This window comes from Streptomyces sp. NPDC045287, from assembly GCF_056432325.1.
The window spans coordinates 171481-195158 of sequence record NZ_JBWKJG010000003.1; the positions used below are offsets into that span (position 1 = coordinate 171481).

The 23678-nt window shown below is 73.7% G+C and carries 24 protein-coding genes; 14 read left to right on the plus strand and 10 right to left on the minus strand.

The window, feature by feature from the left end:
- Positions 1-10 precede the first annotated feature (10 nt).
- The 3 genes from AC07D6_RS06635 to AC07D6_RS06645 all read right to left on the minus strand — a co-directional run bounded on the left by AC07D6_RS06635 (position 11) and on the right by AC07D6_RS06645 (position 1560).
- Positions 11-301: a hypothetical protein gene (locus tag AC07D6_RS06635; protein ID WP_315876808.1), complete on the minus strand. Its 291-nt coding sequence runs from the start codon at positions 299-301 to the stop codon at positions 11-13.
- A gap of 145 nt (positions 302-446) precedes the next feature.
- Positions 447-1031, minus strand: coding sequence for a phage tail tube protein (locus tag AC07D6_RS06640; RefSeq protein ID WP_315876809.1), 585 nt, complete (start codon positions 1029-1031; stop codon positions 447-449).
- A gap of 127 nt (positions 1032-1158) precedes the next feature.
- The gene (locus AC07D6_RS06645) at positions 1159-1560 is read right to left on the minus strand and encodes a hypothetical protein (RefSeq protein ID WP_315876810.1); all 402 of its coding nucleotides are present in this window, start codon (positions 1558-1560) and stop codon (positions 1159-1161) included.
- A 332-nt stretch (positions 1561-1892) separates the two neighbouring features.
- On the opposite strand from AC07D6_RS06645, the gene AC07D6_RS06650 reads away from it, so the two are divergent.
- Positions 1893-2174, plus strand: a complete 282-nt coding sequence (locus AC07D6_RS06650) for a hypothetical protein (RefSeq protein ID WP_315876811.1) — start codon at positions 1893-1895, stop codon at positions 2172-2174.
- Positions 2175-2510: 336 nt separating this feature from the next.
- On the opposite strand, the gene AC07D6_RS06655 is transcribed toward AC07D6_RS06650, so the two are convergent.
- Genes AC07D6_RS06655 through AC07D6_RS06665 form a run of 3 tightly spaced genes read right to left on the minus strand, consistent with a single transcriptional unit; the run spans position 2511 to position 3885 of the window.
- The gene (locus AC07D6_RS06655; protein WP_315876812.1) at positions 2511-2711 is read right to left on the minus strand and encodes a MerR family transcriptional regulator; all 201 of its coding nucleotides are present in this window, start codon (positions 2709-2711) and stop codon (positions 2511-2513) included.
- Entirely contained in the window at positions 2708-3532 is an 825-nt protein-coding gene (locus AC07D6_RS06660) for a hypothetical protein (protein WP_479042585.1), read from the minus strand. Before AC07D6_RS06660 ends, AC07D6_RS06655 begins: the two co-directional genes overlap by 4 nt.
- A 35-nt stretch (positions 3533-3567) precedes the next feature.
- A complete protein-coding gene (locus tag AC07D6_RS06665) occupies positions 3568-3885 on the minus strand; it encodes a WhiB family transcriptional regulator (protein WP_315876813.1) in 318 nt (105 codons plus the stop codon).
- 212 nt (positions 3886-4097) lie between these two features.
- Between AC07D6_RS06665 and AC07D6_RS06670 the strand changes: the two genes are divergently transcribed.
- From AC07D6_RS06670 to tuf, 6 genes are all read left to right on the plus strand, one after another.
- Positions 4098-4574 (plus strand): helix-turn-helix transcriptional regulator, encoded by a 477-nt coding sequence (locus AC07D6_RS06670; protein WP_479042589.1) that lies wholly within the window; start codon positions 4098-4100, stop codon positions 4572-4574.
- A gap of 115 nt (positions 4575-4689) precedes the next feature.
- Positions 4690-5706 (plus strand): hypothetical protein, encoded by a 1017-nt coding sequence (locus AC07D6_RS06675; protein ID WP_479042594.1) that lies wholly within the window; start codon positions 4690-4692, stop codon positions 5704-5706.
- Between the two features lie 299 nt (positions 5707-6005).
- Positions 6006-6377 carry a 30S ribosomal protein S12 gene (gene rpsL / locus AC07D6_RS06680; protein ID WP_003948652.1) on the plus strand — a complete coding sequence of 124 codons (372 nt, stop codon included), beginning with the start codon at positions 6006-6008 and terminating at the stop codon, positions 6375-6377.
- A gap of 2 nt (positions 6378-6379) precedes the next feature.
- On the plus strand, positions 6380-6850 hold the full coding sequence (gene rpsG, locus AC07D6_RS06685) for a 30S ribosomal protein S7 (protein ID WP_023587042.1): 471 nt from the start codon (positions 6380-6382) through the stop codon (positions 6848-6850).
- A gap of 38 nt (positions 6851-6888) precedes the next feature.
- Positions 6889-9015, plus strand: a complete 2127-nt coding sequence (gene fusA / locus AC07D6_RS06690; RefSeq protein WP_315876816.1) for an elongation factor G — start codon at positions 6889-6891, stop codon at positions 9013-9015.
- Between the two features lie 161 nt (positions 9016-9176).
- The gene (gene tuf / locus AC07D6_RS06695) at positions 9177-10370 is read left to right on the plus strand and encodes an elongation factor Tu (protein ID WP_010474158.1); all 1194 of its coding nucleotides are present in this window, start codon (positions 9177-9179) and stop codon (positions 10368-10370) included.
- A 222-nt stretch (positions 10371-10592) separates the two neighbouring features.
- Here the strand turns inward: tuf and AC07D6_RS06700 are convergent, their stop codons facing one another.
- Positions 10593-12740 carry a PIG-L family deacetylase gene (locus AC07D6_RS06700; RefSeq protein WP_479042597.1) on the minus strand — a complete coding sequence of 716 codons (2148 nt, stop codon included), beginning with the start codon at positions 12738-12740 and terminating at the stop codon, positions 10593-10595.
- 182 nt (positions 12741-12922) lie between these two features.
- On the opposite strand from AC07D6_RS06700, the gene AC07D6_RS06705 reads away from it, so the two are divergent.
- Positions 12923-13411, plus strand: a complete 489-nt coding sequence (locus AC07D6_RS06705) for a MarR family transcriptional regulator (protein WP_315876818.1) — start codon at positions 12923-12925, stop codon at positions 13409-13411.
- A gap of 3 nt (positions 13412-13414) precedes the next feature.
- On the opposite strand, the gene AC07D6_RS06710 is transcribed toward AC07D6_RS06705, so the two are convergent.
- The 3 genes from AC07D6_RS06710 to AC07D6_RS06720 form a co-directional block, all read right to left on the minus strand.
- Complete coding sequence (locus AC07D6_RS06710; protein ID WP_479042600.1) at positions 13415-16558, minus strand: poly(A) polymerase; 3144 nt, start codon at positions 16556-16558, stop codon at positions 13415-13417.
- On the minus strand, positions 16559-18229 hold the full coding sequence (locus AC07D6_RS06715) for an RNA ligase family protein (protein ID WP_479042601.1): 1671 nt from the start codon (positions 18227-18229) through the stop codon (positions 16559-16561).
- A 490-nt stretch (positions 18230-18719) separates the two neighbouring features.
- Positions 18720-19637 carry a YncE family protein gene (locus AC07D6_RS06720; protein ID WP_479042603.1) on the minus strand — a complete coding sequence of 306 codons (918 nt, stop codon included), beginning with the start codon at positions 19635-19637 and terminating at the stop codon, positions 18720-18722.
- A gap of 513 nt (positions 19638-20150) precedes the next feature.
- Between AC07D6_RS06720 and AC07D6_RS06725 the strand changes: the two genes are divergently transcribed.
- The 6 genes from AC07D6_RS06725 to rplB all read left to right on the plus strand — a co-directional run bounded on the left by AC07D6_RS06725 (position 20151) and on the right by rplB (position 23675).
- On the plus strand, positions 20151-20306 hold the full coding sequence (locus tag AC07D6_RS06725) for a hypothetical protein (protein ID WP_479042604.1): 156 nt from the start codon (positions 20151-20153) through the stop codon (positions 20304-20306).
- Between the two features lie 542 nt (positions 20307-20848).
- Positions 20849-21157, plus strand: coding sequence for a 30S ribosomal protein S10 (gene rpsJ / locus AC07D6_RS06730; protein WP_003948644.1), 309 nt, complete (start codon positions 20849-20851; stop codon positions 21155-21157).
- Positions 21158-21170: 13 nt separating this feature from the next.
- Positions 21171-21815 carry a 50S ribosomal protein L3 gene (gene rplC, locus AC07D6_RS06735; RefSeq protein ID WP_315876824.1) on the plus strand — a complete coding sequence of 215 codons (645 nt, stop codon included), beginning with the start codon at positions 21171-21173 and terminating at the stop codon, positions 21813-21815.
- Positions 21816-21823: 8 nt separating this feature from the next.
- Entirely contained in the window at positions 21824-22474 is a 651-nt protein-coding gene (gene rplD, locus AC07D6_RS06740; protein WP_351963320.1) for a 50S ribosomal protein L4, read from the plus strand.
- A complete protein-coding gene (gene rplW, locus AC07D6_RS06745; protein WP_023587028.1) occupies positions 22474-22797 on the plus strand; it encodes a 50S ribosomal protein L23 in 324 nt (107 codons plus the stop codon). Before rplD ends, rplW begins: the two co-directional genes overlap by 1 nt.
- Before the next feature lie 41 nt (positions 22798-22838).
- Positions 22839-23675 carry a 50S ribosomal protein L2 gene (gene rplB, locus AC07D6_RS06750; protein ID WP_010473951.1) on the plus strand — a complete coding sequence of 279 codons (837 nt, stop codon included), beginning with the start codon at positions 22839-22841 and terminating at the stop codon, positions 23673-23675.
- Positions 23676-23678: the final 3 nt, after the last annotated feature.

Genomic DNA, 23678 nt, shown 5'->3' on the forward strand with positions numbered 1-23678 from the left:
ACGCCGAGGCTCAGCCTTCCCCCAGGCCGAGCCCCGTCTCCTTGCCGTACGCCTCCAGGATCGCCGCGACGTCCTGCATCGTGACCTCCAGGTGGTCGAAGCGCGCGTACTGCTGCTCGCCCAGGAGGAGCCGCAGCAGCCCGTCGACGTCGTTGTCGTCGAGGTCGCGCAGCTTGCGGGCGGTGGCCCGGGACAGCTCGGTCGGGAGCTGGAAGGTCTGGTCGTCGAGCTCGAACGACCAGGCCCGGCCGAGCGCTTCCAGGCGCTGGGCGCGGGCCGCGTTGACGTTGAAGGAGGACATGCGCGGGCTCCTTTGCGCGGGAGGGAACAGGGGGAACGGGAGGGAACAGGGGGAGACGAAGACGCCGGTGCCCGGCGCGCGACCACGAGGGGCCGCGCGCCGGACACCGGCGGGGGAGGGGCGGGGCGCCGGGGGCGCCGAGCCCTTACGCGTACGACTTGTCCTTCATGATCCAGGTCGCCAGCGTGGAGCTGCCCTCGCCGGCCAGCGCGGTGAACGTGACGCCGAGCTTCAGCGCACCCGTGCGGGTCAGCGAGATCTCCTCGGTCTCGGTCACCTGGCCGCGCGGGATGATGAAGCGGTACGTGACGTCCGCGCCGTCCTTGAACTCGATGCCCAGCTGGCGCTCGTCCTTCTGCGGCTCGGCGCCCATCGCGTACGTGTACGTGTCGACCGCGCCGGTGGCGGTCACCGCGCCGACCGTGCCGCCGCCCATGAAGAACGGCAGCGTGTCCTTGTTGAACTGCAGGAGCTGGAACTTCACGGTCAGGTCGCGGTCGGAGTAGATGAACCGCGCCGGGCTCACCGACTGCCAGGTGTCGACCGGGTCGATCTTGTCCTTCTTGTTGAACTTGATGCCGTCCGTGCTGGTGTAGCCGAGCTCGGTCCAGCCGGTCGGCCACTCGTCGGCGGTGTGCTTCGGGGCGGCCGGGCCGGTGGCGCCGGCGGTGGCGACGAGGATGCGGCCGGTGCCGGCGACGCGGATCTGGTTGCCGTTGTTGGCGGGCATGGGGACTCCTTCGGAGAGTGGTGAGGGTGTTGCGGGGTGCCGCGGACGCGGCGAAGGCCCCGTCGCGGGTGCGGCGGGGCCTGTTCGGGGGCGCGGGTGAACCGCGCGTGAGGGGTGCGGAGGGGATCTACGCGGGCCGGATCGACAACCGGACCGTGGAGAGGTAGCGGTTGCCGGCGGGCCGGTTGTAGTCGGGCAGCCAGCGCGGTCCGTCCGCCTCGACCACCTCGGTGACGGCGGCGCCGCCGTACACCGTGCCGGCGGCTTCGAGCAGTGCGGCGCGGGCGGCCAGGGCGACCGTGTGGGCGGCCGTCTTGTCCGGCCCGTAGACCTCCAGGTCGAGCAGCGGCCGGTCGAGGTGGAGGTCGTCCACCCAGGCGCCGCCGACGCGGGAGACGAGGACCGCCTTCTGGGTGCCGTCGAAGCCGGCGGGCGGCCGGTTGTCGACCACGACCCCGGTCAGTTCCGGCCGGTTCCTGAGGTGGTCGACCACGAGTCGTTCCACGTCGGGGAAGGCGAGAGGGCTCACATGGACGCTCCCTTCGAGAGGCGTTCGGCTGACGTGCGGAAAACACGAAGCGGCAGGACCGCCGCCCTGGTCGAGGGCGCAGCTCTGCCGCTGCTCCAAGTGTGATCGGGGCGCCCGCCGCCCGCAACCAACTTCGGTGCGCCCCGGCGTCGTCGTACCCGTCCTCGATCGCCCGTCTGCGCTACGCTCCCTAATCCGAACATCTATTCGAATCATCGGGGCGGGTCTTCGAGGCGCGGCGCGGAAGGCACGGACACACCCAACGGGGCGAAGGAGTGGTGGGGCGTGGAGACGAGCACGAGGAGCGGGCGGACCGCGGGCGGTGAGGGCCGATGACGATCAGTCCGCAGGAGCGACTGGCCGATGTCGCGGCCGCCGCGGTCGAGGTGGCGGCGGAGAGCGCCGAGGCCGGGACGTACACCGGAGGGGTGGGGCGCGCGCTCAGCGCCGTCATCGCCAAGGTCGGTGCCCGCCTCACCGTCGACGCCGAGTCGCGCGGCTTCTCCATCGGCTGGCAGGAGGCCGTGGCCGCGCTGACCGGGGAGCACCCCGCTCCGGCCCCCGCCCCCGTCCGCCACCTGCCCGTCCGGCCCGACCCGGCGGAGCGCGCCTGACGGACGCACCGACGCGCCGGGACGGCCACCCCTCGTACGGGAGTGGCCGCCCCGGCGCGTGCGTGCGTCGTGCTGTCGACTTGTCCGGCGGAGCGGTCCGGCCGGGTCGTCCAGTGGAGCCGTCCGGTCGGGTCGCCTGGTCGGGTCGCCGGGCCGGGTCGTCCGGCGGAGTCGCCTGGTCGGGTCGCCCGGCCGGGTCGTCCGGTGGAGCCGTCCGGCCGAGCCGTCCGGCCGGGCCGTTCGGCGGAGTCGCCTGGTCGGGTCGCCTGGCGGAGTCGCCTGGCCGGGCCGTTCGGCGGAGCCGTCCTTCGTGGTGGGGCGGCCCGCCTCGCGGCGTCAGCCCCCGCGGCGCGCCGAGCGTTCCGCCGCGAACACGTCCTCCAGCCGGAAGAGCTGGGCGCGGCCCTGCCGCCCCGCCGGTGCCAGCCGTCCGAGCTGCACCCACTTGCGGATGGTGGCGGGCAGGACACCGGCCTCCTGCGCGGCCAGCCGCCCGGTGACGAGCGCCGGGCCCACGGGGACGCGCGCGGGGGTCATCGGGCCCCCTCCTCGTCCTGCCGGACGGACGCGCCCGCCGGCGCCCGCTCCTCCATCCGGACGGCGATCTCCGCCTGCCCCACGCCGACGGACTGTGCCAGCTCCTGCCAGGCGTCCTCCGCCCACAGGTGCCGGAAGGCCGGGTCGGTCGCGCAGTCGCAGCCCGGCACCCCGCAGCGGCACCCCGGGTTGACGCACACGACGGTCCGGCTCGCCGGGAAGGCCCGCAGCGACACCGAGTCGCAGCACGGGCAGCGCCCGGGCAGCCGCACCATCGTCTCCACTTCGCCCAGCGCCCGTGCGCACCGCCGCGCCATGCGCCGCACCTCGTCCCGTACGTGCCGGGCCAGGGTCGCGTCGGCGGCCACGCGGTCGAGCAGCCCGGTGAGGCGGACCAGCCGCCGGGGCACGTCGGCCCGGCGCGGCCGGCCGAGGCCGAGGCGGTCGTACACCGCCTCCTCCAGCTCGCTCACGCCGTCGGTGATGTCCCGGATCGCGTCGGACACGTGCAGGCGGATGGGGGCGGCGGTGTGACCGGGGACGGACAGGCCGTGCCGCTGTTCGTTGAGCAGCGCCTCCTCGCGCTCGGCGCGCAGGCGGGCCGCGCGCTCGGCGCGCTCCGCCGGGCCCGGGGCGGGGGAGGTCCGGTCGGCGGACCGGGAGGCGGCGCCGGCGGCCGGGGCGAGCTCGGTGAGCAGTTCGGGGAACTGGCGGATCAGCATGGCGGTCCACAGCGCGGCGTCGCGCACGGCCCCGAGGGCGTCGGGGGCGGCGGAGGCGTCGGGGGTGTGGGAGGTGCCGGGGGACTGGGTGGCGGACATGGGGTGCTCCCCTCCGGTGCGGTGTGCGGGACGGTTCAGGCGGCCGGGCGGGACGGGGCTCCGGCCAGGCCCTCGCGGGCCCCGCGGTTCCCGGCGCGGCGCCGCCGGCCCCGGTCGAGGTCGACCGGCCGGCCGTTGCGCCACAGCCGCCCGGCGCTGACGCCGTCGAACCAGGTGTGCGCCGGGTCCACGACCTCCTCGCACCGGCGGATCACGGGGCACCGGGCGCAGGCCCGCAGGGCCGGTGCCGCGTCGGCGGCCCGCCGGGCGAACACGACGTGGGGCGGCAGCCCGGCGCAGGCGGGGGTTCCGGTCGTGGCGGCGGAAGCGGTGTCGGCGGACGGTGCGGTCATGGTGGGCCCCCTGGTACGTGTGCGAACGAATGAGCGACACGAGTGTTGCGAGCTCGCACACTTACATGTTGCGAGTGTGCACGCAACTAGGATCGGGGCTGCCTGTGAGCGTTCTGTGGGGCAATCTTCACTGTTTGGGGCCAGGGGAACGGGTAATTCCGTGCGTGCGAGCGCGATAGCCTGGTGCCCGCCTCGGAGGGAGAGTGCTGCCGATGTCCGCCAGTGAGTTGGAACAGTTCACCGCCTGGATCGAGGGGGTGATCCGGCGGCAGGGATACGACATCGACAGCCCCCGCGGCGGGGGGAAGTCCCGGCTCGCCGACGAGGCCGGCGTCCACCGGGCGGCCATCACCCGGCTCCTCCAGGGCCAGAGCACGCCGGACCTGGAGACCATGCGCCGGCTCGCCCACGTGCTCCGCGTCCCGGTGCGGGACATGCTGATCAAGTCCGGCCGGCTGACCGAGGACGACCTGCCGCTGCCCGGCCTGCCGGACGACGTCCCGGCCGCCGATGAGGCGCCCGCACCCCGGCTCACGCTGGAGGAGGCCGCGGCCGGCCTCGGCATCCCGTCCGACCAGCGGGACATGTTCATCCGCGTCGCCGGGCAGTTCCTCCCCGGGGGACCGCCGGCGCGCGCCGGCCGCGAGGGCGCGGCGGAGACCGAGGCGAAGAGTGCCCGCCGGGGCTGAACTGCTCTTTCTCGTAAGCTGTTGTGGCCTGTTGCCCCCACGCAGGCCGAACGCCCCGCCGATCGTGGTGTCACCGGCGGAAACGACAGCGTCTGGTTGGGAAAGAGAGCGGGTCATGGGAGAGGGCGAGGAGTGCTCCCGGCCGCCACGCGCCCCGCGCGACGACGCGCGGCCACCCCGGGCGCGGGGCCCCGTCCCCGGGCTCCCCGAGCCGGCGGACGGCCTCCCGGACCTCCTCTCCACCCTCGGGCGCTACCTGGAGACCCACCTGCCCGGGGACGTCGTGGTCGTGCTGCGCGAGGAGATGGCGCGCCGCGAGTTCCAGGCGTACGCCAACGGCTGGCGCGACGCCGCCGACCAGTACGAACCCGTGCTGGAGGAGGCCCGCCGCATAGCCCAGACCCGGCGGCTGCGCCTGGTCGGCCGCACGCCGGGCCAGGCCGCGGTCATCCCGTTCCCCCGCGACGACGCCCGCGGCCCGGGCGGCCCCGACGCCGAAGGGGCGGCCACCCGCGACCGTACGCGCCGCCCCGCCCCCCGGCGCCCCCCGGCGGACCGGCCGGCCCCCGCGCGCCGGGTCGAGCCGGGCGGCGCCGACCGCGCCCCCGCCGACCGGGGCCGTGCCGGCGGGGATCCCACCGGCCAGAGCGCTGACGACCGGGGTCCCGCAGACCGGGGCCCGGCCGACCGGGACCCCGTGGGTCAGGACCCCGCAGGCCAGGACCCGGCCGACCAGGGCCGCGACGGCCGTACGCGCCGGCAGGGCCGTACCCCGCGGACCGGCGGGGCGGACCGGCACGACCGCGCCGACCCGCGGGACCCCGCCGACCCGCGGGACCCCGCCGCCCCGGAGGGCCGCGCCGACCCGCCCCCGCCCGCCGACCGGCCCGCCCCCGCCGTCCCGGAGGGCGGCGACGGGCACCGCGGCGCGAACGGCGACGGCGCCGGCGCCGGCGCCGGAACGGGGAGCGGGGGTGCGCCGCCCGGACTGGTCGCGAAGTCCCGCGGCTCCAGGGTCCCGACCATCCCGCGCCTGACCACCCGCCGCCGGGACCCCGCCGACCGGCCGGCCGACCGATCGGCCGACCGGCCGTCGGAGCCCCCCGGGGACCACCCCGGGGACCGTGGTTGAGGGGGCCGCCGTTCCCGCGCCGCCCGCCCGTCCGGGGACCGGTGCGCCGGCCCGTCCGGGGCGAGGGCATTTGTTTTGACCCAGGTCCGTACGGTAGGTACGCTCAGACCTTGTGCCTGGGGTGTGCCTGGGCTCCTGTGCGTGTCCTCAACCGCACGGCGAGTCGTCGACGGCCACCGCAATCTGCGCCCGTTTCCGCCCCCCGGTGGAAGCGCGCAGTATTCGACACACCCGACCGCGTGGGTCGGGCGGTGTTCCAGGTTAGCTTCACTACACGGCACACAGAAACCGGAGAAGTAGTGCCTACGATCCAGCAGCTGGTCCGGAAGGGCCGGCAGGACAAGGTCGAGAAGAACAAGACGCCCGCACTCGAGGGTTCCCCTCAGCGCCGCGGCGTCTGCACGCGTGTGTTCACGACCACCCCGAAGAAGCCGAACTCGGCCCTCCGCAAGGTCGCGCGTGTGCGTCTGACCTCCGGGATCGAGGTCACGGCTTACATTCCGGGTGAGGGACACAACCTGCAGGAGCACTCCATCGTGCTCGTGCGTGGTGGCCGTGTGAAGGACCTGCCGGGTGTTCGCTACAAGATCATCCGCGGCTCGCTCGACACCCAGGGTGTCAAGAACCGCAAGCAGGCCCGCAGCCGCTACGGCGCCAAGAAGGAGAAGTAAGAATGCCTCGTAAGGGCCCCGCCCCGAAGCGCCCGGTCATCATCGACCCGGTTTACGGTTCTCCTCTGGTGACCTCGCTCATCAACAAGATTCTGCTCAACGGCAAGCGTTCCACCGCCGAGCGCATCGTCTACGGCGCGATGGAGGGTCTTCGCGAGAAGACCGGCCAGGACCCGGTCATCACGCTGAAGCGCGCCCTCGAGAACGTCAAGCCGGCCCTCGAGGTGAAGTCCCGCCGCGTCGGTGGTGCCACCTACCAGGTGCCGATCGAGGTCAAGCCCGGTCGCGCCTCCACCCTCGCTCTCCGCTGGCTCGTGGGCTACTCGCGCGCCCGTCGTGAGAAGACCATGACCGAGCGCCTGATGAACGAGCTGCTGGACGCCTCGAACGGCCTCGGCGCCTCGGTCAAGAAGCGCGAGGACACGCACAAGATGGCCGAGTCCAACAAGGCCTTCGCGCACTACCGCTGGTAGTCGCACCCACATCGAGACCGAGAGAAGACTGAAGCCTTATGGCTACCACTTCGCTTGACCTGGCCAAGGTCCGCAACATCGGGATCATGGCCCACATCGACGCGGGCAAGACGACCACCACCGAGCGCATCCTCTTCTACACCGGTGTTTCGTACAAGATCGGTGAGGTCCACGACGGCGCTGCCACGATGGACTGGATGGAGCAGGAGCAGGAGCGCGGCATCACGATCACGTCCGCCGCGACGACCTGTCACTGGTCGCTCGAGGACGTCGATCACACCATCAACATCATCGACACCCCCGGTCACGTCGACTTCACCGTCGAGGTGGAGCGTTCGCTCCGCGTCCTCGACGGCGCCGTGACCGTGTTCGACGGTGTGGCCGGTGTGGAGCCGCAGTCCGAGACCGTGTGGCGTCAGGCGGACCGCTACGGCGTTCCGCGTATCTGCTTCGTGAACAAGCTCGACCGTACGGGCGCCGAGTTCCACCGCTGCGTGGACATGATCTCGGACCGCCTGGGCGCGCAGCCGCTCGTCATGCAGCTGCCGATCGGTGCCGAGGCGGACTTCAAGGGCGTCGTCGACCTGGTCCGCATGAAGGCCCTGGTCTGGTCCGCCGAGGCGGCCAAGGGCGAGATGTACGACATCGTCGACATCCCGGACACCCACGCCGAGGCCGCCGAGGAGTACCGCAACAAGCTCGTCGAGGCCGTCGCGGAGAACGACGAAGAGATCATGGAGCTGTACCTGGAGGGCCAGGAGCCCACCGAGGAGCAGCTGTACGCCGCGATCCGTCGTATCACCATCGCCTCCGGCAAGGGCACGGGCACCACGGTCACCCCGGTGTTCTGCGGTACCGCGTTCAAGAACAAGGGCGTCCAGCCCCTGCTCGACGCCGTCGTGCGCTACCTGCCGTCGCCGGTCGACATCGAGGCGATCGAGGGCCAGGACCCCAAGGACGCCGAGGCCGTCGTCAAGCGCAAGCCGTCCGACAACGAGCCGCTGTCGGCGCTGGCGTTCAAGATCATGAGCGACCCGCACCTGGGCAAGCTCACCTTCGTCCGGATCTACTCCGGTCGCCTGGAGTCCGGCACCTCGGTGCTGAACTCCGTCAAGGGCAAGAAGGAGCGCATCGGCAAGATCTACCGCATGCACGCGAACAAGCGTGAGGAGATCGAGTCGGTGGGCGCCGGCGACATCATCGCCGTCATGGGTCTGAAGCAGACCACGACCGGTGAGACGCTGTGCGACGAGAAGGCCCCGGTGATCCTGGAGTCCATGGACTTCCCGGCGCCGGTCATCGAGGTCGCCATCGAGCCCAAGTCCAAGGGTGACCAGGAGAAGCTGGGTGTCGCCATCCAGCGTCTCGCGGAGGAGGACCCCTCCTTCCAGGTGCACACCAACGAGGAGACCGGCCAGACCGTCATCGGCGGTATGGGCGAGCTTCACCTCGAGGTGCTCGTCGACCGCATGAAGCGCGAGTTCAAGGTCGAGGCCAACGTCGGCAAGCCGCAGGTCGCGTACCGTGAGACGATCCGCAAGGCCGTCGAGCGCGTGGACTACACCCACAAGAAGCAGACCGGTGGTACCGGTCAGTTCGCCAAGGTGCAGATCGCGATCGAGCCGATCGAGGGCGGCGACGCCTCGTACGAGTTCGTCAACAAGGTCACCGGTGGCCGCATCCCGAAGGAATACATTCCTTCCGTGGACGCCGGCTGCCAGGAGGCCATGCAGTTCGGCATCCTCGCGGGCTACGAGATGACGGGCGTGCGCATCACCCTGCTCGACGGTGCCTACCACGAGGTCGACTCCTCCGAGCTCGCCTTCAAGATCGCCGGCTCGCAGGCCTTCAAGGAGGCCGCGCGCAAGGCGTCCCCCGTGCTCCTCGAGCCGATGATGGCCGTTGAGGTCACCACGCCCGAGGACTACATGGGCGATGTCATCGGTGACATCAACTCCCGCCGTGGCCAGATCCAGGCCATGGAGGAGCGCGCCGGTGCCCGCGTCGTCAAGGGCCTGGTGCCGCTGTCGGAGATGTTCGGCTACGTCGGCGACCTCCGCAGCAAGACCTCGGGTCGCGCAAGCTACTCGATGCAGTTCGACTCCTACGCCGAGGTTCCGCGGAACGTCGCCGAGGAGATCATCGCGAAGGCCAAGGGCGAGTAACTCAACCGAGTTCACGCTTTAGGCTTGTCACCGGATACACGGGGCGTTTCGGCGCAGACCGCGCGAGCGGAGGCACGGAACGCCCCGGGGCCGGCATCCCAGCAAAGATCACCTGGCGCCGATGAGTAAGGCGTACAGAACCACTCCACAGGAGGACCCCAGTGGCGAAGGCGAAGTTCGAGCGGACTAAGCCGCACGTCAACATCGGCACCATCGGTCACATCGACCACGGTAAGACGACCCTCACGGCCGCCATTACCAAGGTGCTGCACGACAAGTACCCGGACCTGAACGAGGCTTCGGCCTTCGACCAGATCGACAAGGCTCCTGAGGAGCGTCAGCGCGGTATCACCATCTCCATCGCGCACGTCGAGTACCAGACGGAGTCGCGTCACTACGCGCACGTCGACTGCCCGGGTCACGCGGACTACATCAAGAACATGATCACGGGTGCGGCGCAGATGGACGGCGCCATCCTCGTGGTCGCCGCCACCGACGGCCCGATGCCGCAGACCAAGGAGCACGTGCTCCTGGCCCGCCAGGTCGGCGTTCCGTACATCGTCGTCGCCCTGAACAAGGCCGACATGGTGGACGACGAGGAGATCCTGGAGCTCGTCGAGCTCGAGGTCCGTGAGCTCCTCTCCGAGTACGAGTTCCCGGGCGACGACGTTCCGGTCGTCAAGGTCTCCGCTCTGAAGGCGCTCGAGGGCGACCCGGAGTGGGCCGAGTCGGTCATGAACCTCATGAACGCCGTCGACGAGGCCATCCCGCAGCCGGAGCGCGACGTCGACAAGCCGTTCCTGATGCCGATCGAGGACGTCTTCACGATCACCGGTCGTGGCACGGTCGTCACCGGTCGTATCGAGCGCGGTGTCCTGAAGGTCAACGAGACCGTCGACATCATCGGCATCAAGACCGAGAAGACCACCACCACGGTCACCGGCATCGAGATGTTCCGCAAGCTGCTCGACGAGGGCCAGGCCGGTGAGAACGTCGGTCTGCTGCTCCGCGGCATCAAGCGCGAGGACGTCGAGCGCGGCCAGGTCATCATCAAGCCGGGCTCGGTCACCCCGCACACCGAGTTCGAGGCGCAGGCCTACATCCTCTCCAAGGACGAGGGTGGCCGCCACACGCCGTTCTTCAACAACTACCGCCCGCAGTTCTACTTCCGTACCACGGACGTGACCGGCGTCGTGACCCTCCCCGAGGGCACCGAGATGGTCATGCCGGGCGACAACACCACCATGTCCGTCCAGCTGATCCAGCCGGTCGCCATGGAGGAGGGCCTGAAGTTCGCCATCCGTGAGGGTGGCCGGACCGTCGGCGCCGGCCAGGTCACCAAGATCGTCAAGTAAGTTCCGCTTCTTGACGGCCTGAACGGCTGACCTGGTTGCTCTCAGGAGCACCTGGAGCAACAGAGGGGCCCCGCACCGAGAGGTGCGGGGCCCTTCGTCGTGTGCGCCCTCCGCGCGGGCGCCTTCGTCGTGCGCGCCGCGCGGGGCCGTCCGCCCGGCGGCCGCGGGGAGGTCCGCCGCCCAGGGCGGTGCGCGCCCCGCGCGGGGACGTCCGCAGGGGCGTCAGGCCGCGTCCGTGTGGGACGCCCACGACCACGGGCACGCGTCCGCGCCGATGCCCACCGCCAGCGCGCCCTGCGGCCCCAGGTGCGGGGTCGCGGGGCCCAGCGCGACCGCGCCCCGGGCGCGCACCGCGCGGCGCCCGCCGACGTGGAGCTGGACGCGCCCGCGCAGGTCGCGGCCGAGGAGGACCGGGCCCCTGGGCGTACCGGCCGCGCTGACCGCGCCGTACCCGTCGAAGGCGGGCGCCGGGAGCCGGGTGCCGTCGATCCGTACCGCCGTCAGCTCCTTCGCGGTCGGCCGTCGGTAGTACAGGGCCAGGCCGCCGTCCGGGGTGGCCGCCACGCCGACGGGCCCGCCGGGCGCCGGCAGCGCGCCGCCCGCGCGGAAGGCGACCGGACCGCCCGGCGCGTCCTGCGCCCAGTGGTGCACGCGCTCCCGCCCCGCGGCGAACAGGTGGACGCGCCCGCGCCCGTCGACCGCCGCCGACAGCCCGTCCTGCACCTCGGCGCCGCCCAGGTCCCGCCAGGGCCCCCAGGTGCCGTCGGCCTCCCGGACGCGCGAGCTGACGCCCTTGTCGGCGTTGCGCGTGAACAGGTGGACGCGGCCGTCCGGGGCGGCCACCGCCACGGGCACGCCGATCCGCCGCCCCCGGTCCTCGTCCCGCTCCGGGTTCCCGAGGCCCGCCCAGGCCAGGAACGGGCCGCCGGGGGAGCGCTGCTCCAGCACCACGATCTCGCGCTCGTTGGCGCCGCCGTGCCCGCCGAGCGCCGCGAACCGCAGCCCGAACAGGAGCTGCCGCCCGTCGAGCAGCGCCGCCGCGCCCAGGCCGGGGGCGAGGGGGCCGCCGCCGAGGTCGTCCGGTTCGGCCCACTGGCCGCTGCCCGCCTCGGTCTCCCGCCAGCGCACCGCGCGCAGGCCCAGCACCCCGTACGCGCAGAGCCGCCCGTCGGGGCCGGTCGTGACGACCGGGCCGGGGCCGGGGTAGCGGTGGTGGGTGGCGCGGACCCAGCCCTTCTTGTTGGTCAGGGGGCGGGTGCCGCCGACCATGTAGTCGCCGCAGCCGGCGCTGTTGCCGCACTGCCAGGACGGGTCGCCGCCGTACGGGACGAGGTGGGCGGCCTTCTCCCGCAGGACCGGCTCGGGGAGGTTCTTGGGCCAGTGGCGGTTGTAGTAGCCGCGGAACGAGGTGGTGACGAAGCCCGGTATCGCACCGCCGTCCGCGGTGGCCTCGGCGACCCAGCGGACCATCGCCGCCCAGCTGAAGGAGGCGACGGCGGTGTGGTCGCCGTGGTCCGAGTAGCCGGGCTGCTCGGAGTCCTTCCTGCGGGTCGCCTCGTCGCTGTGCTGGATGTCCGGGTCGGGGTCGAGGGTGTGGACGACGGTGGGCCGGTAGCGCTCCATCAGCCCCACGAGGACGTCGACCAGCCCGTCGTAGTCGTAGTCCGAGGCGCGGCGGACGGGGGAGCCGGTCGCGACGACGGTCCGCAGGCCGAGCCCGCGGTCCTCCCACAGGCTGGGGAGCGCCGTCCAGCGGCGGGGCGCGTGCATCGCGAGGTTGAGGAAGACCAGCTCGACGCGGCGGTTGCCGTTCGCGAGCGTGTTGATCTCGGCCTGGCGGTCGCCGCGGAGGGTGGCGACGCCCTTCTGCCAGGGGGTGAACTCGTCCAGGCCGATCATCCGCGCGTACGCCTGGCGCAGGCCCTGGTGGCGGGCGGAGGAGTACGCGGCCTTGTCGGTGATCGTCTCGCCGGTCCGGCCCGGGACGTGGTTCTTGCCGGTGTGCTCGCCGGCGGTGACGTACACGCAGACCAGGGGGACACCGGCGTCCACCATGCGCTGGCAGTCCGGGTTCATGAAGTACAGGTCGTCGTCCGGGTGCGCCATGATCTGCATCAACTGCGCGCGGCGCGAGCTGGTGATCGGCATGCCCGGCGCCGGGTCGGCGGTGGGGCCGCCGCGGCGCGGGGCGGGGACGGAGCAGCCGGTGAGACCGGTGAGGCCGGTGGTCCCGGCGAGGGCGAGGGCGGCGGCGAGGGTGCGGCGACGGGTGGGGCGCGGGGCGCCGTGGACGCCGGGGGCCGGGTCCCCGTCGCGTGCTCCGGTGCGGAGAACGGCAGCGCGAGGCCGGCCCCCCGGTATGTCGTTCACTTGTGCCCCCGTACTGGTGCTGCTGCGAGTGGTCCTGCTGACGGCGGCGGAAGCGCTGGTCGGCGCGGTTCCCGCGGTCATCTAGACGGATTATCGACACCTCGGGTTGCCCGGGACGCGGCGGGGTGTTCAAGGACGGACGGCCTTGACCTCAATTCGACTTTAGGTTTTAGCGTCGTGTCATGACGCCACCCCCGCTCGCCCCCGCCCCCGCCGACCCGAACGCCGCCGACGAGGACCTCGCCGCACAGCCCATCGGCTACTGGAGCGGCCTCGTCCACAGGGCCGCCCTCCGGCACCTCCGCGACGCCATGGCGACCGCCGACCTCACCCAGCCCCTGTGGTGGACCCTCAACCGCCTGGTCACCGCCGGGCCGGACGGCGCGACCCGCGAGGCCCTCGCCGTCGCTCTGGCCCCGCTGGCCGACGACGCCGACGAGATCCCGCGCGTACCGGACCGGATGCTGTACCGCGGCTGGGCCGTCGAGGACGGCGCCGGTGTCCTGCGCGTGACCGACGCCGGCCTGGCCGCCCACGCCCGGGTGAGGCACCTGCTCACCGAGGTGCGGACGCGGCTGCACGAGGGCGTGCCGGACGAGGAGTACGCGGCGGCGCTGCGCGTGCTGCGACGGATCGCGCGGAACGCCGACGCGGCGGCGACCGCGCGCTGACGCTCACCGCAGCGTCGGTACGTCCCCGCCGTCCGCCCAGGTCAGCGTCGTGCCCGGCAGGCCGCGCAGCCAGGGGCCGGCCACGGCCGCGAGGGCGGCGCGGTCCGGTGGCGCGGCGCCGAGGCCGACGGCGTACGACAGCGTGTCCGGCGCCGTCCAGAACGGGCGCGGCCAGGCGTGGGCGTCCGGCGCGCCGGCCTCCGCGAGGGCGGTGAGCAGGGCGCGCATACGGCCCCGGACGCGCCCCTCCGCCGGGCCCCGGGGGACGGTCACGACCGCCCACGCGGCGTGCCGCCGGTGCAGCGGCGGCGGGTCGAGGAGCCGTCCGCCCGCATCCGGGCCCGCCTCCAGGAGCTCCCACGCCCGGTACAGCTCCTGGACCAGCAGGTCCCGGCCGCCCGGGGTGACCTGGCCGGTGCAGGGGCGCCGCGGGTACGTGGGGGTGGTCACCGTCACCGGGAGGGTGCCGGGCGTGTCCGGGTCGGCCGTGCCCGCGCCGGGGGTGTCCGGGTCGGCCGTGTCCGCGCCGGGGGTGTCCGGGTCGGCCGTGTCCGCGCCGGGGGTGTCCGGGTCGGCCGTGTCCGCGTCCACCGGGATCCGCCAGTCCCAGGCGGCCCAGGTCGCGAAGAACCGCACCAGGAGCTGCCGGGGGCGTGCGTCGCCGGTCCCGCGCGCCTCGCGTACGGTACGGGCGGCCAGCAGCGCCCACGCCAGGCCCGGAAGCCCGCCGAGCGGCGCCGCGTCCAGGCCGCGCGCCCGCGCCCACGCCTTCACGCCCCGCGCGAGCCGGGCGAACTCGGCCCGGCGGTCGCCGACGAGAGCCAGTACGGCGTCCGCGTCGGTGACCGCGCTGAGCGCGACGGCGGCCGCCTCGCCCAGTTCGGCACGGCGGGCCACGGCGTCGCCGGGCGGCACCGCGCCGGTCGGGACGACGACCAGGTCGACGCCGAGCCCGTACGCCTCGAACCGCAGGCCCGGCACGCGCGCCCCGGTGACCTCCCGCACCCGCGCCGCCCCGGGCAGCGCGGCGACGACACGGGCCCGTACGTCCGCGAGGTCCGCGTCGCCGGGGACGGCCGCCACGAGGTCCAGGTCGGCGCCGGGCAGCGCGCATCCCATGCGCCTCGACCCGACGACGTGCACCTCGGCGCCGGGGAGCGCCCGGGCAACCTGCCGGACGACGCGTCCGACGGCGACCGCGTCGTCCGGGGCGGCCGGGTCCGGAGCGACCGGATCCCCAGCGATCGGGTCCGCAGCGGCCGGGTCCACAGTGATCGGGTCCGGGGCGGCCGGGTCCCCAGCGATCGGGTCCGCAGCGACCGGGGCCTGGGCGGTCGGGTCCGCAGTGGCCGGATCCCCAGCGATCGGGTCCGGAGCGGCCGGGACCTCGGCGGGCGGCGGGCCCTGCGGACCGTCGTACCAGCGGACCTCGCCCGTGCCGAGGTCCACCGTCGCCCGTACGCGCATCGGTTCGCCGCCGCGACGGGACAGGAGCGCCACCTCGGACACCCGGGCCGTGAGCGGGCCGCCCAGCCGGGCCTCCGCCTCGCGGGCCACGGCCCGCGGGTCCGTCGTCCGCCCGAGGCTCAGGTGCGGGGTGAAGCCTCCGTGGCGGCCCCGGCAGCGGGGGAAGCGCCGCTCCAGGGCGCGCCGCAGCTCCCGCCACGGCGCTTCGCCGCCCGCCGCCGGGTCCAGCCACACCGTCGCGTCGTCGCGGTGGCCGAAGTCGTGGACGCCCTGGAGCCGGGCCTCGAACGGGGCGACGCCGCGCACGGCCGCCGCGACCAGTTCCGCGGCCCGCTCGAAACGCGCCTCCGGTACGAACCCGAACAGCAGGTTCACGTGCGGCGGCCACCGGCCGACCTGCGGGTCGTGGTCCCGGCGGACGTCCTGGAGCGGCGGCCACAGCCCGGCGGGCGGCAGCCACGCCACCGCCGTCCTGGCCGTCGGCCGCACGTCGAGCGCGCCCGGTACGCCCGCCCCGTCGAGGCCCAGGTCCACCAGCACGCCGTAGTGGTCGGAGACGTACAGCCCGTCCGGCGCCGGCTCGCGGCCGGTCAGCTCCGCCGCGTCCACCCGTACCCGCTCGGCGCGCAGCAGCACCCGGTCGAGCCGTGCCGCCCGCCCGGACAGGGACGACACCGCCGCCAGCGGGTTCGCGCCCGGGTCGAAGGTCGGCGTCCGGTCGGCCGGCCCGTGCGCCTCCGTCCAGGCGTCGCGCATGCCCAGGGTGGTCTCCGGCAGGTCGCCGCCGTCGTTGAAGTCGCCGGTCAGCACCACGTCGCCGTCGATCCCGGCGAACCCCTCGGCGAGCCGGGCCAGTTCGGCGCCGCGCCGCCCGGCGCCGTCCCGCGAGTGGTCGCTGCTGAGGTGCGTCGCCGCGACGACCAGGGGCCGCCCCGTCCCGGTCTCCACGGCCACCGCCGCCACCGCCTTGTGCGGCCCCAGCGCGTGCACCGCCGCCTCGCGCACCGGCACCCGGCTGAGCAGCAGCAGCCCGTACTCGGCGACGTCCGGCCCGTCCGGGTCGGTACCGAGCGCGTACGCGTCGCGCACCCAGCGCTCCGCCAGCAGCGTGCGCAGCAGCTCCGGCTCGGCCTCCTGGAGGGCGATCACGTCCGCGTCGGCGTCGCGCAGGGCGTCCAGCAGCAGCGGACGGCGGCGGACCGTGTCGATGCGGTCGCCGTCGTACCGGTCCCACAGCGTGTTCCACGTCAGGACGCGCAGCCCGGCGACCGGAGCCCCGCCGCCCCCGGCCCCGCCGCCCCCGGCCCCGCCGTCCCGGTCCCCGCCGCCCCCGGCCCCGCCGTCCGGCACCCCGCCCGGTGCCCACCGCCCCGCCGCCGCGTCCCACGCGTACGGCCGCCGCGCCGTGAAGAACGGCGCCCGCAGCAGCCTGGGGTCCCGCACCCGCCCGGCGCCGGTCGCGTCGATCCGGTCGACGCCGGACGCCCGGTCCCAGACCACCTCGCCGTCCGCCTCGAAGAACAGCACCCGGTGCCACGGGATGTCCCCGCCCGGCACGAACGCGGGCAGCGGCACCCGCTTCGGCTCCGCCCCGCGCTGCATGACCCCGACCACGAAGCGCGCCGGGTCGAACCGGGAGTCCCACCGGACCCGGTGGTAGATCTCGTCGCTCGTACGCACCTACGCCTCCTCCTCCACGGTGCCACCCGCGCCGATGTACCAGGTGCGGTGCGCCTGGCCCGGGTACGGCGGCACGAACCGGCGCAACTGCGCGCCGAGCACGTCCGCCGGTACGGGGTGTTCGCGCACGGCGTTGCGCCGTACCAGCTCGGCGTCGTCGACCAGCACCACCGCGTGCGTGACCAGCGCGTCACGGCGCCGGGCGACGGCGTGCACGAGGGACCGCTGGTGCGGGTTGAGGGACGTGGCGTCCCAGACGACCGTGCCGCCCGCCGCGAGCGCCGCGTCGAGCCGCTCCAGGCCGGAGCGCAGGACGTCGCCGCCCGCCCGCTGGTCGGCGCGGTCGCCGCGCTCCTCGCGCACGGCGTCCAGGGACACGTACGCGCCGACACCGGGCAGGGCGCGCGCGAAGGTGCTCTTGCCGCTGCCGGAGGGCCCCACCATGTGCACCAGCCGGGGGAAACCGCCGTCGCGCAGCCGCCAGGTGGCGGCGACGGCCTCCTCGGCGGTGGTGATCCGCCCCAGCGCGTACAGCTCGCGGGCCTCGGCGCGGCACCGGGCGGCGGCGTCCGCGCCGAGCCCGCCGAACGCCCCGTCGATCGGGCCCGCGCCCCCCGCGCCCTCGGCGTGCAGGGCGGACCACTCCACCTGCTCGCGCGCCTCCGCGTCCGGCGCGGTGGCGGCGGCGACCGCGTGCAGGACGTCCAGGTCGACGGCGTACGACATCCGTACGAGCCCGGTCCTGCGCTCCTCGTCCGGGTACGGGCGGTGCAGCCCGGCGTGCAGCCCCACCAGGTCCGCGACGCGCCGCGCGAGGGGCAGCCCCAGGGCGGGCGCGAGCCGCCCGGCCAGCACGCCGCGGCGCTCCCGGCGCAGCAGCGCGGCCAGCACCCCGGCGAGCCTCCCGTCCCCGAGGCCCCCCAGCCGCCCGGCGACGTCGCGGGCAGCCGCGTGGTCACCGGCGGCCACGCCCACCGCGGCCAGCAGCGCCACCGGGTCGGGCGCCGCCCCGGACCGCACGTCCCAGAGCGCGGCGGCCGGCCCCCGCCCGTTCGGGACGACGGCGGCGTGCATCCAGTGCGTGCCGGTCCGCACGTGCCCGGGGCGCACCCACTTCGCGACGCGCCGCCCGAACTCCCCGGCCGGGAAGCCCTCGGCGGTCCGCACGACGTACCCCTCCTGGCGCCCCGCGTCGACCCGCAGCCGGCGCAGCGCCCGCTCGTCGAACACCCCGCGCCACAGGACGCGCGGGGTGGGGATCCCCAGGTCGCGCAGGAAGGCGACGGTCCGGTCCCAGTCCTGGCACCGTCCGCGTCCGTCCCACACGGAGAAGCCGTAGAAGTAGCCCTCCAGCGCGTCGTACGGGAGGGAGTGCCGGGCGTAGACGTTCTCGCCGCACACCCGCCACCCCTCCGGTACGGCGTGCGCGATCCGGCCCTGCAGCGCCTTGACCCAGGCCCGCGACGGGTGGTGCGCCGAGTCCGGCGACCGGGCGTGCAGCCCGTCCGCGTACAGGGTCGTGTTCTCGCCGTCGAGCTTCTCGGTGACGACGACCTCCCGCCCGGCGAACCCGCCGAGGTCCACCGCCCGCACGTCGTCCCGCCCGACCCCCGGCGACCAGGGCAGGTGCGGGGTGCGCGGATAGTGGGTCCGCGGCTGGTCCGTGCGCATGGTGGATCGGCCCCCCGGTCGAGCGGTGACGTGCCCGGTCACTGTAGGAGCCGGGGGAGGGCCGTTCGACCGATTAACCGGCCGGCCGGCGCGGACCGTCGAGCGGCAGGGCGACCTCGGCCCGCGCCGCGGACCCCTCCGCCGGGCCGCCGGGTTCTCGGCCGCCCGGGTTTCCGGCCGCCCGGGCCTGGTCGGCCCGGCGAACGGCCGCGCGGGCCCCGCACGCGGCGGAGGCGACCGCGTGGCCCCCGCCCGCCATCCGCCGGGGACGTGTGCCCCGGCCGGGGCGAGGCCGGTCCCGCGCCCGCACCCGCGCCCGCGCACGCACCCGGACGCGGGGCGCGGGACCCCGCGTCGCCCCGGCGGCGCGACCCGGCCCCGCGACCAGCGGCCCACGCGGCTCCGCTCCATCGCGTCGCAGAACCGAGCGGGGAACCGGACGAGCGGGCCATCGGGCGGGCCGCCGGACGGGACGGCTCCCCACCGCCGGTCAACCGCCGGTCGGGTCGATCGCCGATACGGTGCCGTCGCCGCTGTTGGCGACGTAGACGCGACCGCTGTGGGGCTCGAAGGCCAGGCCCTCCGGCCGGGAGCCCACCGGGACGGCGGCGCTGACGCCGTGGGACGCGGCACCGATCACCGCCACCGTGCCGTCGGACCGGCTGACGTAGGCGTCACCCCGGGAGTCGACCGCCACGTCGACGGGGCCCGCGGCGACATCGGTGTCGGTGACGCCACCGGTGGCGGTGTCGATCACGGACACCGCGGTGGAGCCCGAGTCGGCGACGTGGACCCGGTGCCTCGGGGCGTCGACCGCGATCCCGGTGGGCCGCGGCCCCACCGGGACGGTCGCGACGACCCTGTCGGTCGCGGGGTCGACCACCGACACCGTGTTGAAGCCGGGTTGCGTGACGTAGAGGCGGTGACTCGTCGGATCGACCGCCACGTCGAGGGGGTCGGGGACTTCGACGAACTCGTGGGCGAAGGGGGGCAGCGCACCGCCGATGCGGATGATCCACACCCGGTGGCTGCCGCGGTTGGCCACGTAGGCGCGACTCAGGAAGTGGTCGACCGCAACCCCCTTCATGTTGGGGGAGGGGGTGAACGGGACATCGATGCGGACGGTGGCGACGAGGACGTTGGACTTGTTGACCATCGACACGGTGTTGGCGCCGCTGTTGGCCACGCAGACGCCGAATTGAGGATCGGTCGCCACGCCCTCCGGGTGCGGTCCGACCGTGAGGGTGGTGCTCACCGTGTTGGTCCTGGAATCGATCACCGACACGGTGCCGGCACCGCTGTTGGTGACGAAGACGCGGTCGTGGACGTCCACCGCCACACCGACCGGCCTCGCCCCCACCGGGATGGTGGCTACGACACGCGGCTGCTTGGTGTTGGACACGTTCATCACTGCACGACCTCCGTGATCGAGCGGCGTGCGGAGAAGTCGTCGCGGCCGGCTCGTCTGCGGGGGCGCCGCTCCGAAGGCCCCGGGGTGGCGCTCGACGGTGCTGCCACCGGCCGGCCGCGGGCCGGGTCCGGCCGGGCCCCGGCCGGCGGTGCCGGGAGGAGCGGTGCGCCACGGGGTACGCCGGTCCCTCGGACCCGGACGGTGCCGCGGCGCGTTCCGCGAAGGGGCGCTAGGTGCCCGGGGAGGATCCGCCCGCGTCGGTGTCGGCGCCTGCCGGGGTCTCCAAGACCCCGGGACCCCGCCGCGGGCGCGCTCGCCGTGCGTGACAGTGGCTGCGGCATCGCTGGACCTGGCCTTCGGAAGCCCCGTTTCTCCGGCGGACTTCGAGGCCCCCGTGTCGCCGCCGACGCCTGCCGCGCGGCCCGCTTCCGCCGCGCCGCCCCGCCACCACGGGCGCGGGGCCCGACCACCCCTGCTGCCGGTGGCCGGCGTCGGACTCCGGTTCCCAGTATGGGCGCGGGCCCCGCGCCCCGCCAACGGGCCCGGCGCACGCCCGGCGGCCCGCCCCTGGCCACGGGCCTCGACCCGCACCCCCTCTTCGACCCGGGCCCCACCGCCCTCCTGGACGGCCCGGCCCTGGCGGAAGGCACGGCGGTACGCGCCTGACCGGCCGCGCGTCCCGTCGTACGTACCGCCGTACGTCCCGCGCCGGGCACGGGTCCCGCGCCCCGCCAACGGGCCCGGCGCACGCCCGCCGGCCCGCCCCGGCCGGGCGCACCGGCGGCGGCACCGGGCCCCGCGGGCGCCCGTCCGCGAGCCCCGGTTTGATCGATACGGCCTCCGGGGTATTCTCTTCGGCTCGATTGGCGCGCGCCCCGCCGCGTGTGGCAGACTGTCCGGGTTGCTCGGTTGAGTGCCGATGCTGCGCGCCTCCCGCCGGGAGGACCGGAAGCGAGTCCCACAGTACTCGTCGTCCCTGCGTGGGGCGGAAGTACGGGAATCTTCCGGGAAGCGTCAGCGGGGCGCCGACCAGGCACCCGGTGGGTGTCTTCCCCCGGACCGCGGTCCCAGGCCCGCACCCCCTTGGTTGGGAAATCCTTCGGGAGATCTTCGTAGAGGGAGTGCGACACGCCCGACCGCGTGGGTCGGAGAAGACGTGAGCCCACCAGGTTCCAGAGCGTTACGAGAGACAGGACTACTGAGTAGCCATGGCGGGACAGAAGATCCGCATCCGGCTCAAGGCCTACGACCACGAGGTCATCGACTCCTCGGCGAAGAAGATCGTCGAGACGGTGACCCGCACGGGTGCGTCGGTCGCGGGCCCGGTGCCGCTGCCCACTGAGAAGAACGTGTACTGCGTCATCAAGTCGCCGCACAAGTACAAGGACTCGCGCGAGCACTTCGAGATGCGGACGCACAAGCGCCTCATCGACATCCTCGACCCCACGCCGAAGACGGTTGACTCGCTCATGCGCCTCGACCTGCCGGCCGGCGTCGACATCGAGATCAAGCTCTGAGGTGACGCGCGAGATGGCTAAGAACATTAAGGGCGTCCTGGGCGAGAAGCTCGGCATGACCCAGGTCTGGGACGAGAACAACCGGGTCGTCCCGGTGACCGTCGTCAAGGCCGGTCCCTGCGTCGTCACCCAGGTCCGCACCAACGACACCGACGGCTACGAGTCGGTCCAGATCGCCTTCGGCGAGATCGACCCGCGCAAGGTGAACAAGCCCCTCAAGGGCCACTTCGCCAAGGCCGACGTCACCCCGCGCCGCCACCTGGTGGAGATCCGCACCGCTGACGCCTCCGAGTACACCCTCGGCCAGGAGATCACCGCTGAGGTCTTCGAGGCGGGCGTCAAGGTCGACGTCACCGGCAAGAGCAAGGGCAAGGGCTTCGCCGGTGTCATGAAGCGCCACAACTTCCGTGGTCTGGGCGCCGGTCACGGTACCCAGCGCAAGCACCGCTCGCCCGGTTCCATCGGTGGCTGCGCCACCCCGGGCCGCGTGTTCAAGGGCCTCCGCATGGCGGGCCGCATGGGCAACGAGCGGGTCACCACCCAGAACCTGACCGTCCACGCCGTTGACGCGGAGAAGGGCCTGCTGCTCATCAAGGGCGCGGTTCCTGGTCCGAACGGCGGCCTCGTCCTGGTCCGTACCGCGGCCAAGGGGGCCTGAGGTAACCGATGAGCACCATTGACATCCTTTCGCCGGCAGGCGACAAGGCCGGGACCGTCGAGCTCCCCTCGGAGATCTTCGACGCGAAGACCAGCGTTCCGCTGATCCACCAGGTCGTCGTCGCGCAGCTGGCCGCTGCCCGCCAGGGCACGCACAAGACCAAGACCCGCGGTGAAGTCCGCGGCGGTGGCAAGAAGCCGTACCGCCAGAAGGGCACCGGCCGCGCCCGTCAGGGTTCGACCCGCGCCCCGCAGTTCGCCGGTGGTGGCGTCGTCCACGGCCCCGTGCCGCGTGACTACTCCCAGCGGACCCCGAAGAAGATGAAGGCCGCCGCCCTGCGCGGTGCCCTCTCCGACCGGGCCCGCCACTCCCGCATCCACGTCGTCACCGGCGTGGTCGAGGGTGAGATCTCCACCAAGGCCGCCAAGACGCTGTTCGGCAAGATCTCGGAGCGCAAGAACCTGCTCCTGGTCGCCGAGCGCTCCGACGAGGCCGCGTGGCTCTCCGCCCGCAACCTGCCCCAGGTGCACATCCTGGAGCCGGGCCAGCTGAACACGTACGACGTGCTCGTCTCCGACGACGTGGTCTTCACCAAGGCCGCCTTCGAGTCCTTCGTGTCTGGCCCCAAGGCCGTTGAGACCGAAGGGAGCGACGCCTGATGACTGAGGCCGTCGTCACCAGCAAGACCTTCACGGACCCGCGCGACATTCTCGTCAAGCCGGTTGTCTCCGAGAAGAGCTACGCGCTGCTGGACGAGAACAAGTACACGTTCGTCGTCGACCCGCGCGCCAACAAGACCCAGATCAAGCAGGCCGTCGAGGCGGTCTTCTCGGTCAAGGTCACCGGGGTCAACACGATCAACCGGCAGGGCAAGCGCAAGCGCACCCGCACCGGTTACGGCAAGCGCGCCAACACGAAGCGCGCCATCGTGACCCTTGCCGAGGGCAACCGTATCGACATCTTCGGCGGTCCGACCGCCTAAGGGCGGTCTGGATCGTCCGAATATCGGACGAGGACTGAGAAATGGGTATCCGCAAGTACAAGCCGACGACTCCGGGCCGTCGTGGCTCCAGCGTCGCCGACTTTGTCGAGATCACGCGGTCCACGCCGGAGAAGTCGCTGGTCCGCCCCCTGCACAGCAAGGGCGGCCGTAACAACACCGGTCGTGTGACCGTCCGCCACCAGGGCGGTGGCCACAAGCGCGCCTACCGAGTGATCGACTTCCGTCGTCACGACAAGGACGGCGTGCCGGCGAAGGTCGCTCACATCGAGTACGACCCGAACCGCACCGCGCGCATCGCGCTCCTGCACTACGCGGACGGCGAGAAGCGCTACATCATCGCCCCCCGTGGCCTGAGCCAGGGCGACCGGATCGAGAACGGTCCCGGCGCCGACATCAAGCCCGGCAACAACCTGGCGCTGCGCAACATCCCGGTCGGTACCACGATCCACGCGATCGAGCTCCGTCCGGGCGGCGGCGCCAAGTTCGCCCGTTCCGCCGGTGCCTCCGTGCAGCTGCTCGCGAAGGAGGGCTCGATGGCCCACCTCCGCATGCCGTCCGGTGAGATCCGCCTGGTCGACGTCCGCTGCCGCGCCACCATCGGCGAGGTCGGCAACGCCGAGCAGTCGAACATCAACTGGGGCAAGGCCGGCCGCAAGCGCTGGCTGGGCGTCCGCCCGACCGTCCGCGGTGTGGCGATGAACCCGGTTGACCACCCGCACGGTGGTGGTGAGGGCAAGACCTCCGGTGGTCGCCACCCGGTCTCCCCGTGGGGTCAGAAGGAAGGTCGTACTCGTTCTCCCAAGAAGGCGAGCAACAAGTACATCGTCCGCCGCCGCAAGACGAACAAGAAGCGCTAGGAG

What these genes read in the sequence shown, in the direction of transcription:
- AC07D6_RS06635 (WP_315876808.1), bottom strand. Translation starts at nt 301, where the DNA reads ATGTCCTCCTTCAACGTCAACGCGGCCCGCGCCCAGCGCCTGGAAGCG.
- AC07D6_RS06640 (WP_315876809.1), bottom strand. Translation starts at nt 1,031, where the DNA reads ATGCCCGCCAACAACGGCAACCAGATCCGCGTCGCCGGCACCGGCCGC.
- AC07D6_RS06650 (WP_315876811.1), top strand. Translation starts at nt 1,893, where the DNA reads ATGACGATCAGTCCGCAGGAGCGACTGGCCGATGTCGCGGCCGCCGCG.
- AC07D6_RS06655 (WP_315876812.1), bottom strand. Translation starts at nt 2,711, where the DNA reads ATGACCCCCGCGCGCGTCCCCGTGGGCCCGGCGCTCGTCACCGGGCGG.
- AC07D6_RS06660 (WP_479042585.1), bottom strand. Translation starts at nt 3,532, where the DNA reads ATGTCCGCCACCCAGTCCCCCGGCACCTCCCACACCCCCGACGCCTCC.
- AC07D6_RS06665 (WP_315876813.1), bottom strand. Translation starts at nt 3,885, where the DNA reads ATGACCGCACCGTCCGCCGACACCGCTTCCGCCGCCACGACCGGAACC.
- AC07D6_RS06670 (WP_479042589.1), top strand. Translation starts at nt 4,098, where the DNA reads ATGTCCGCCAGTGAGTTGGAACAGTTCACCGCCTGGATCGAGGGGGTG.
- AC07D6_RS06675 (WP_479042594.1), top strand. Translation starts at nt 4,690, where the DNA reads ATGGGAGAGGGCGAGGAGTGCTCCCGGCCGCCACGCGCCCCGCGCGAC.
- rpsG (WP_023587042.1), top strand. Translation starts at nt 6,380, where the DNA reads ATGCCTCGTAAGGGCCCCGCCCCGAAGCGCCCGGTCATCATCGACCCG.
- fusA (WP_315876816.1), top strand. Translation starts at nt 6,889, where the DNA reads ATGGCTACCACTTCGCTTGACCTGGCCAAGGTCCGCAACATCGGGATC.
- AC07D6_RS06705 (WP_315876818.1), top strand. Translation starts at nt 12,923, where the DNA reads ATGACGCCACCCCCGCTCGCCCCCGCCCCCGCCGACCCGAACGCCGCC.
- AC07D6_RS06715 (WP_479042601.1), bottom strand. Translation starts at nt 18,229, where the DNA reads ATGCGCACGGACCAGCCGCGGACCCACTATCCGCGCACCCCGCACCTG.
- AC07D6_RS06720 (WP_479042603.1), bottom strand. Translation starts at nt 19,637, where the DNA reads ATGAACGTGTCCAACACCAAGCAGCCGCGTGTCGTAGCCACCATCCCG.
- AC07D6_RS06725 (WP_479042604.1), top strand. Translation starts at nt 20,151, where the DNA reads ATGGGCGCGGGCCCCGCGCCCCGCCAACGGGCCCGGCGCACGCCCGGC.
- rpsJ (WP_003948644.1), top strand. Translation starts at nt 20,849, where the DNA reads ATGGCGGGACAGAAGATCCGCATCCGGCTCAAGGCCTACGACCACGAG.
- rplC (WP_315876824.1), top strand. Translation starts at nt 21,171, where the DNA reads ATGGCTAAGAACATTAAGGGCGTCCTGGGCGAGAAGCTCGGCATGACC.
- rplD (WP_351963320.1), top strand. Translation starts at nt 21,824, where the DNA reads ATGAGCACCATTGACATCCTTTCGCCGGCAGGCGACAAGGCCGGGACC.
- rplW (WP_023587028.1), top strand. Translation starts at nt 22,474, where the DNA reads ATGACTGAGGCCGTCGTCACCAGCAAGACCTTCACGGACCCGCGCGAC.
- rplB (WP_010473951.1), top strand. Translation starts at nt 22,839, where the DNA reads ATGGGTATCCGCAAGTACAAGCCGACGACTCCGGGCCGTCGTGGCTCC.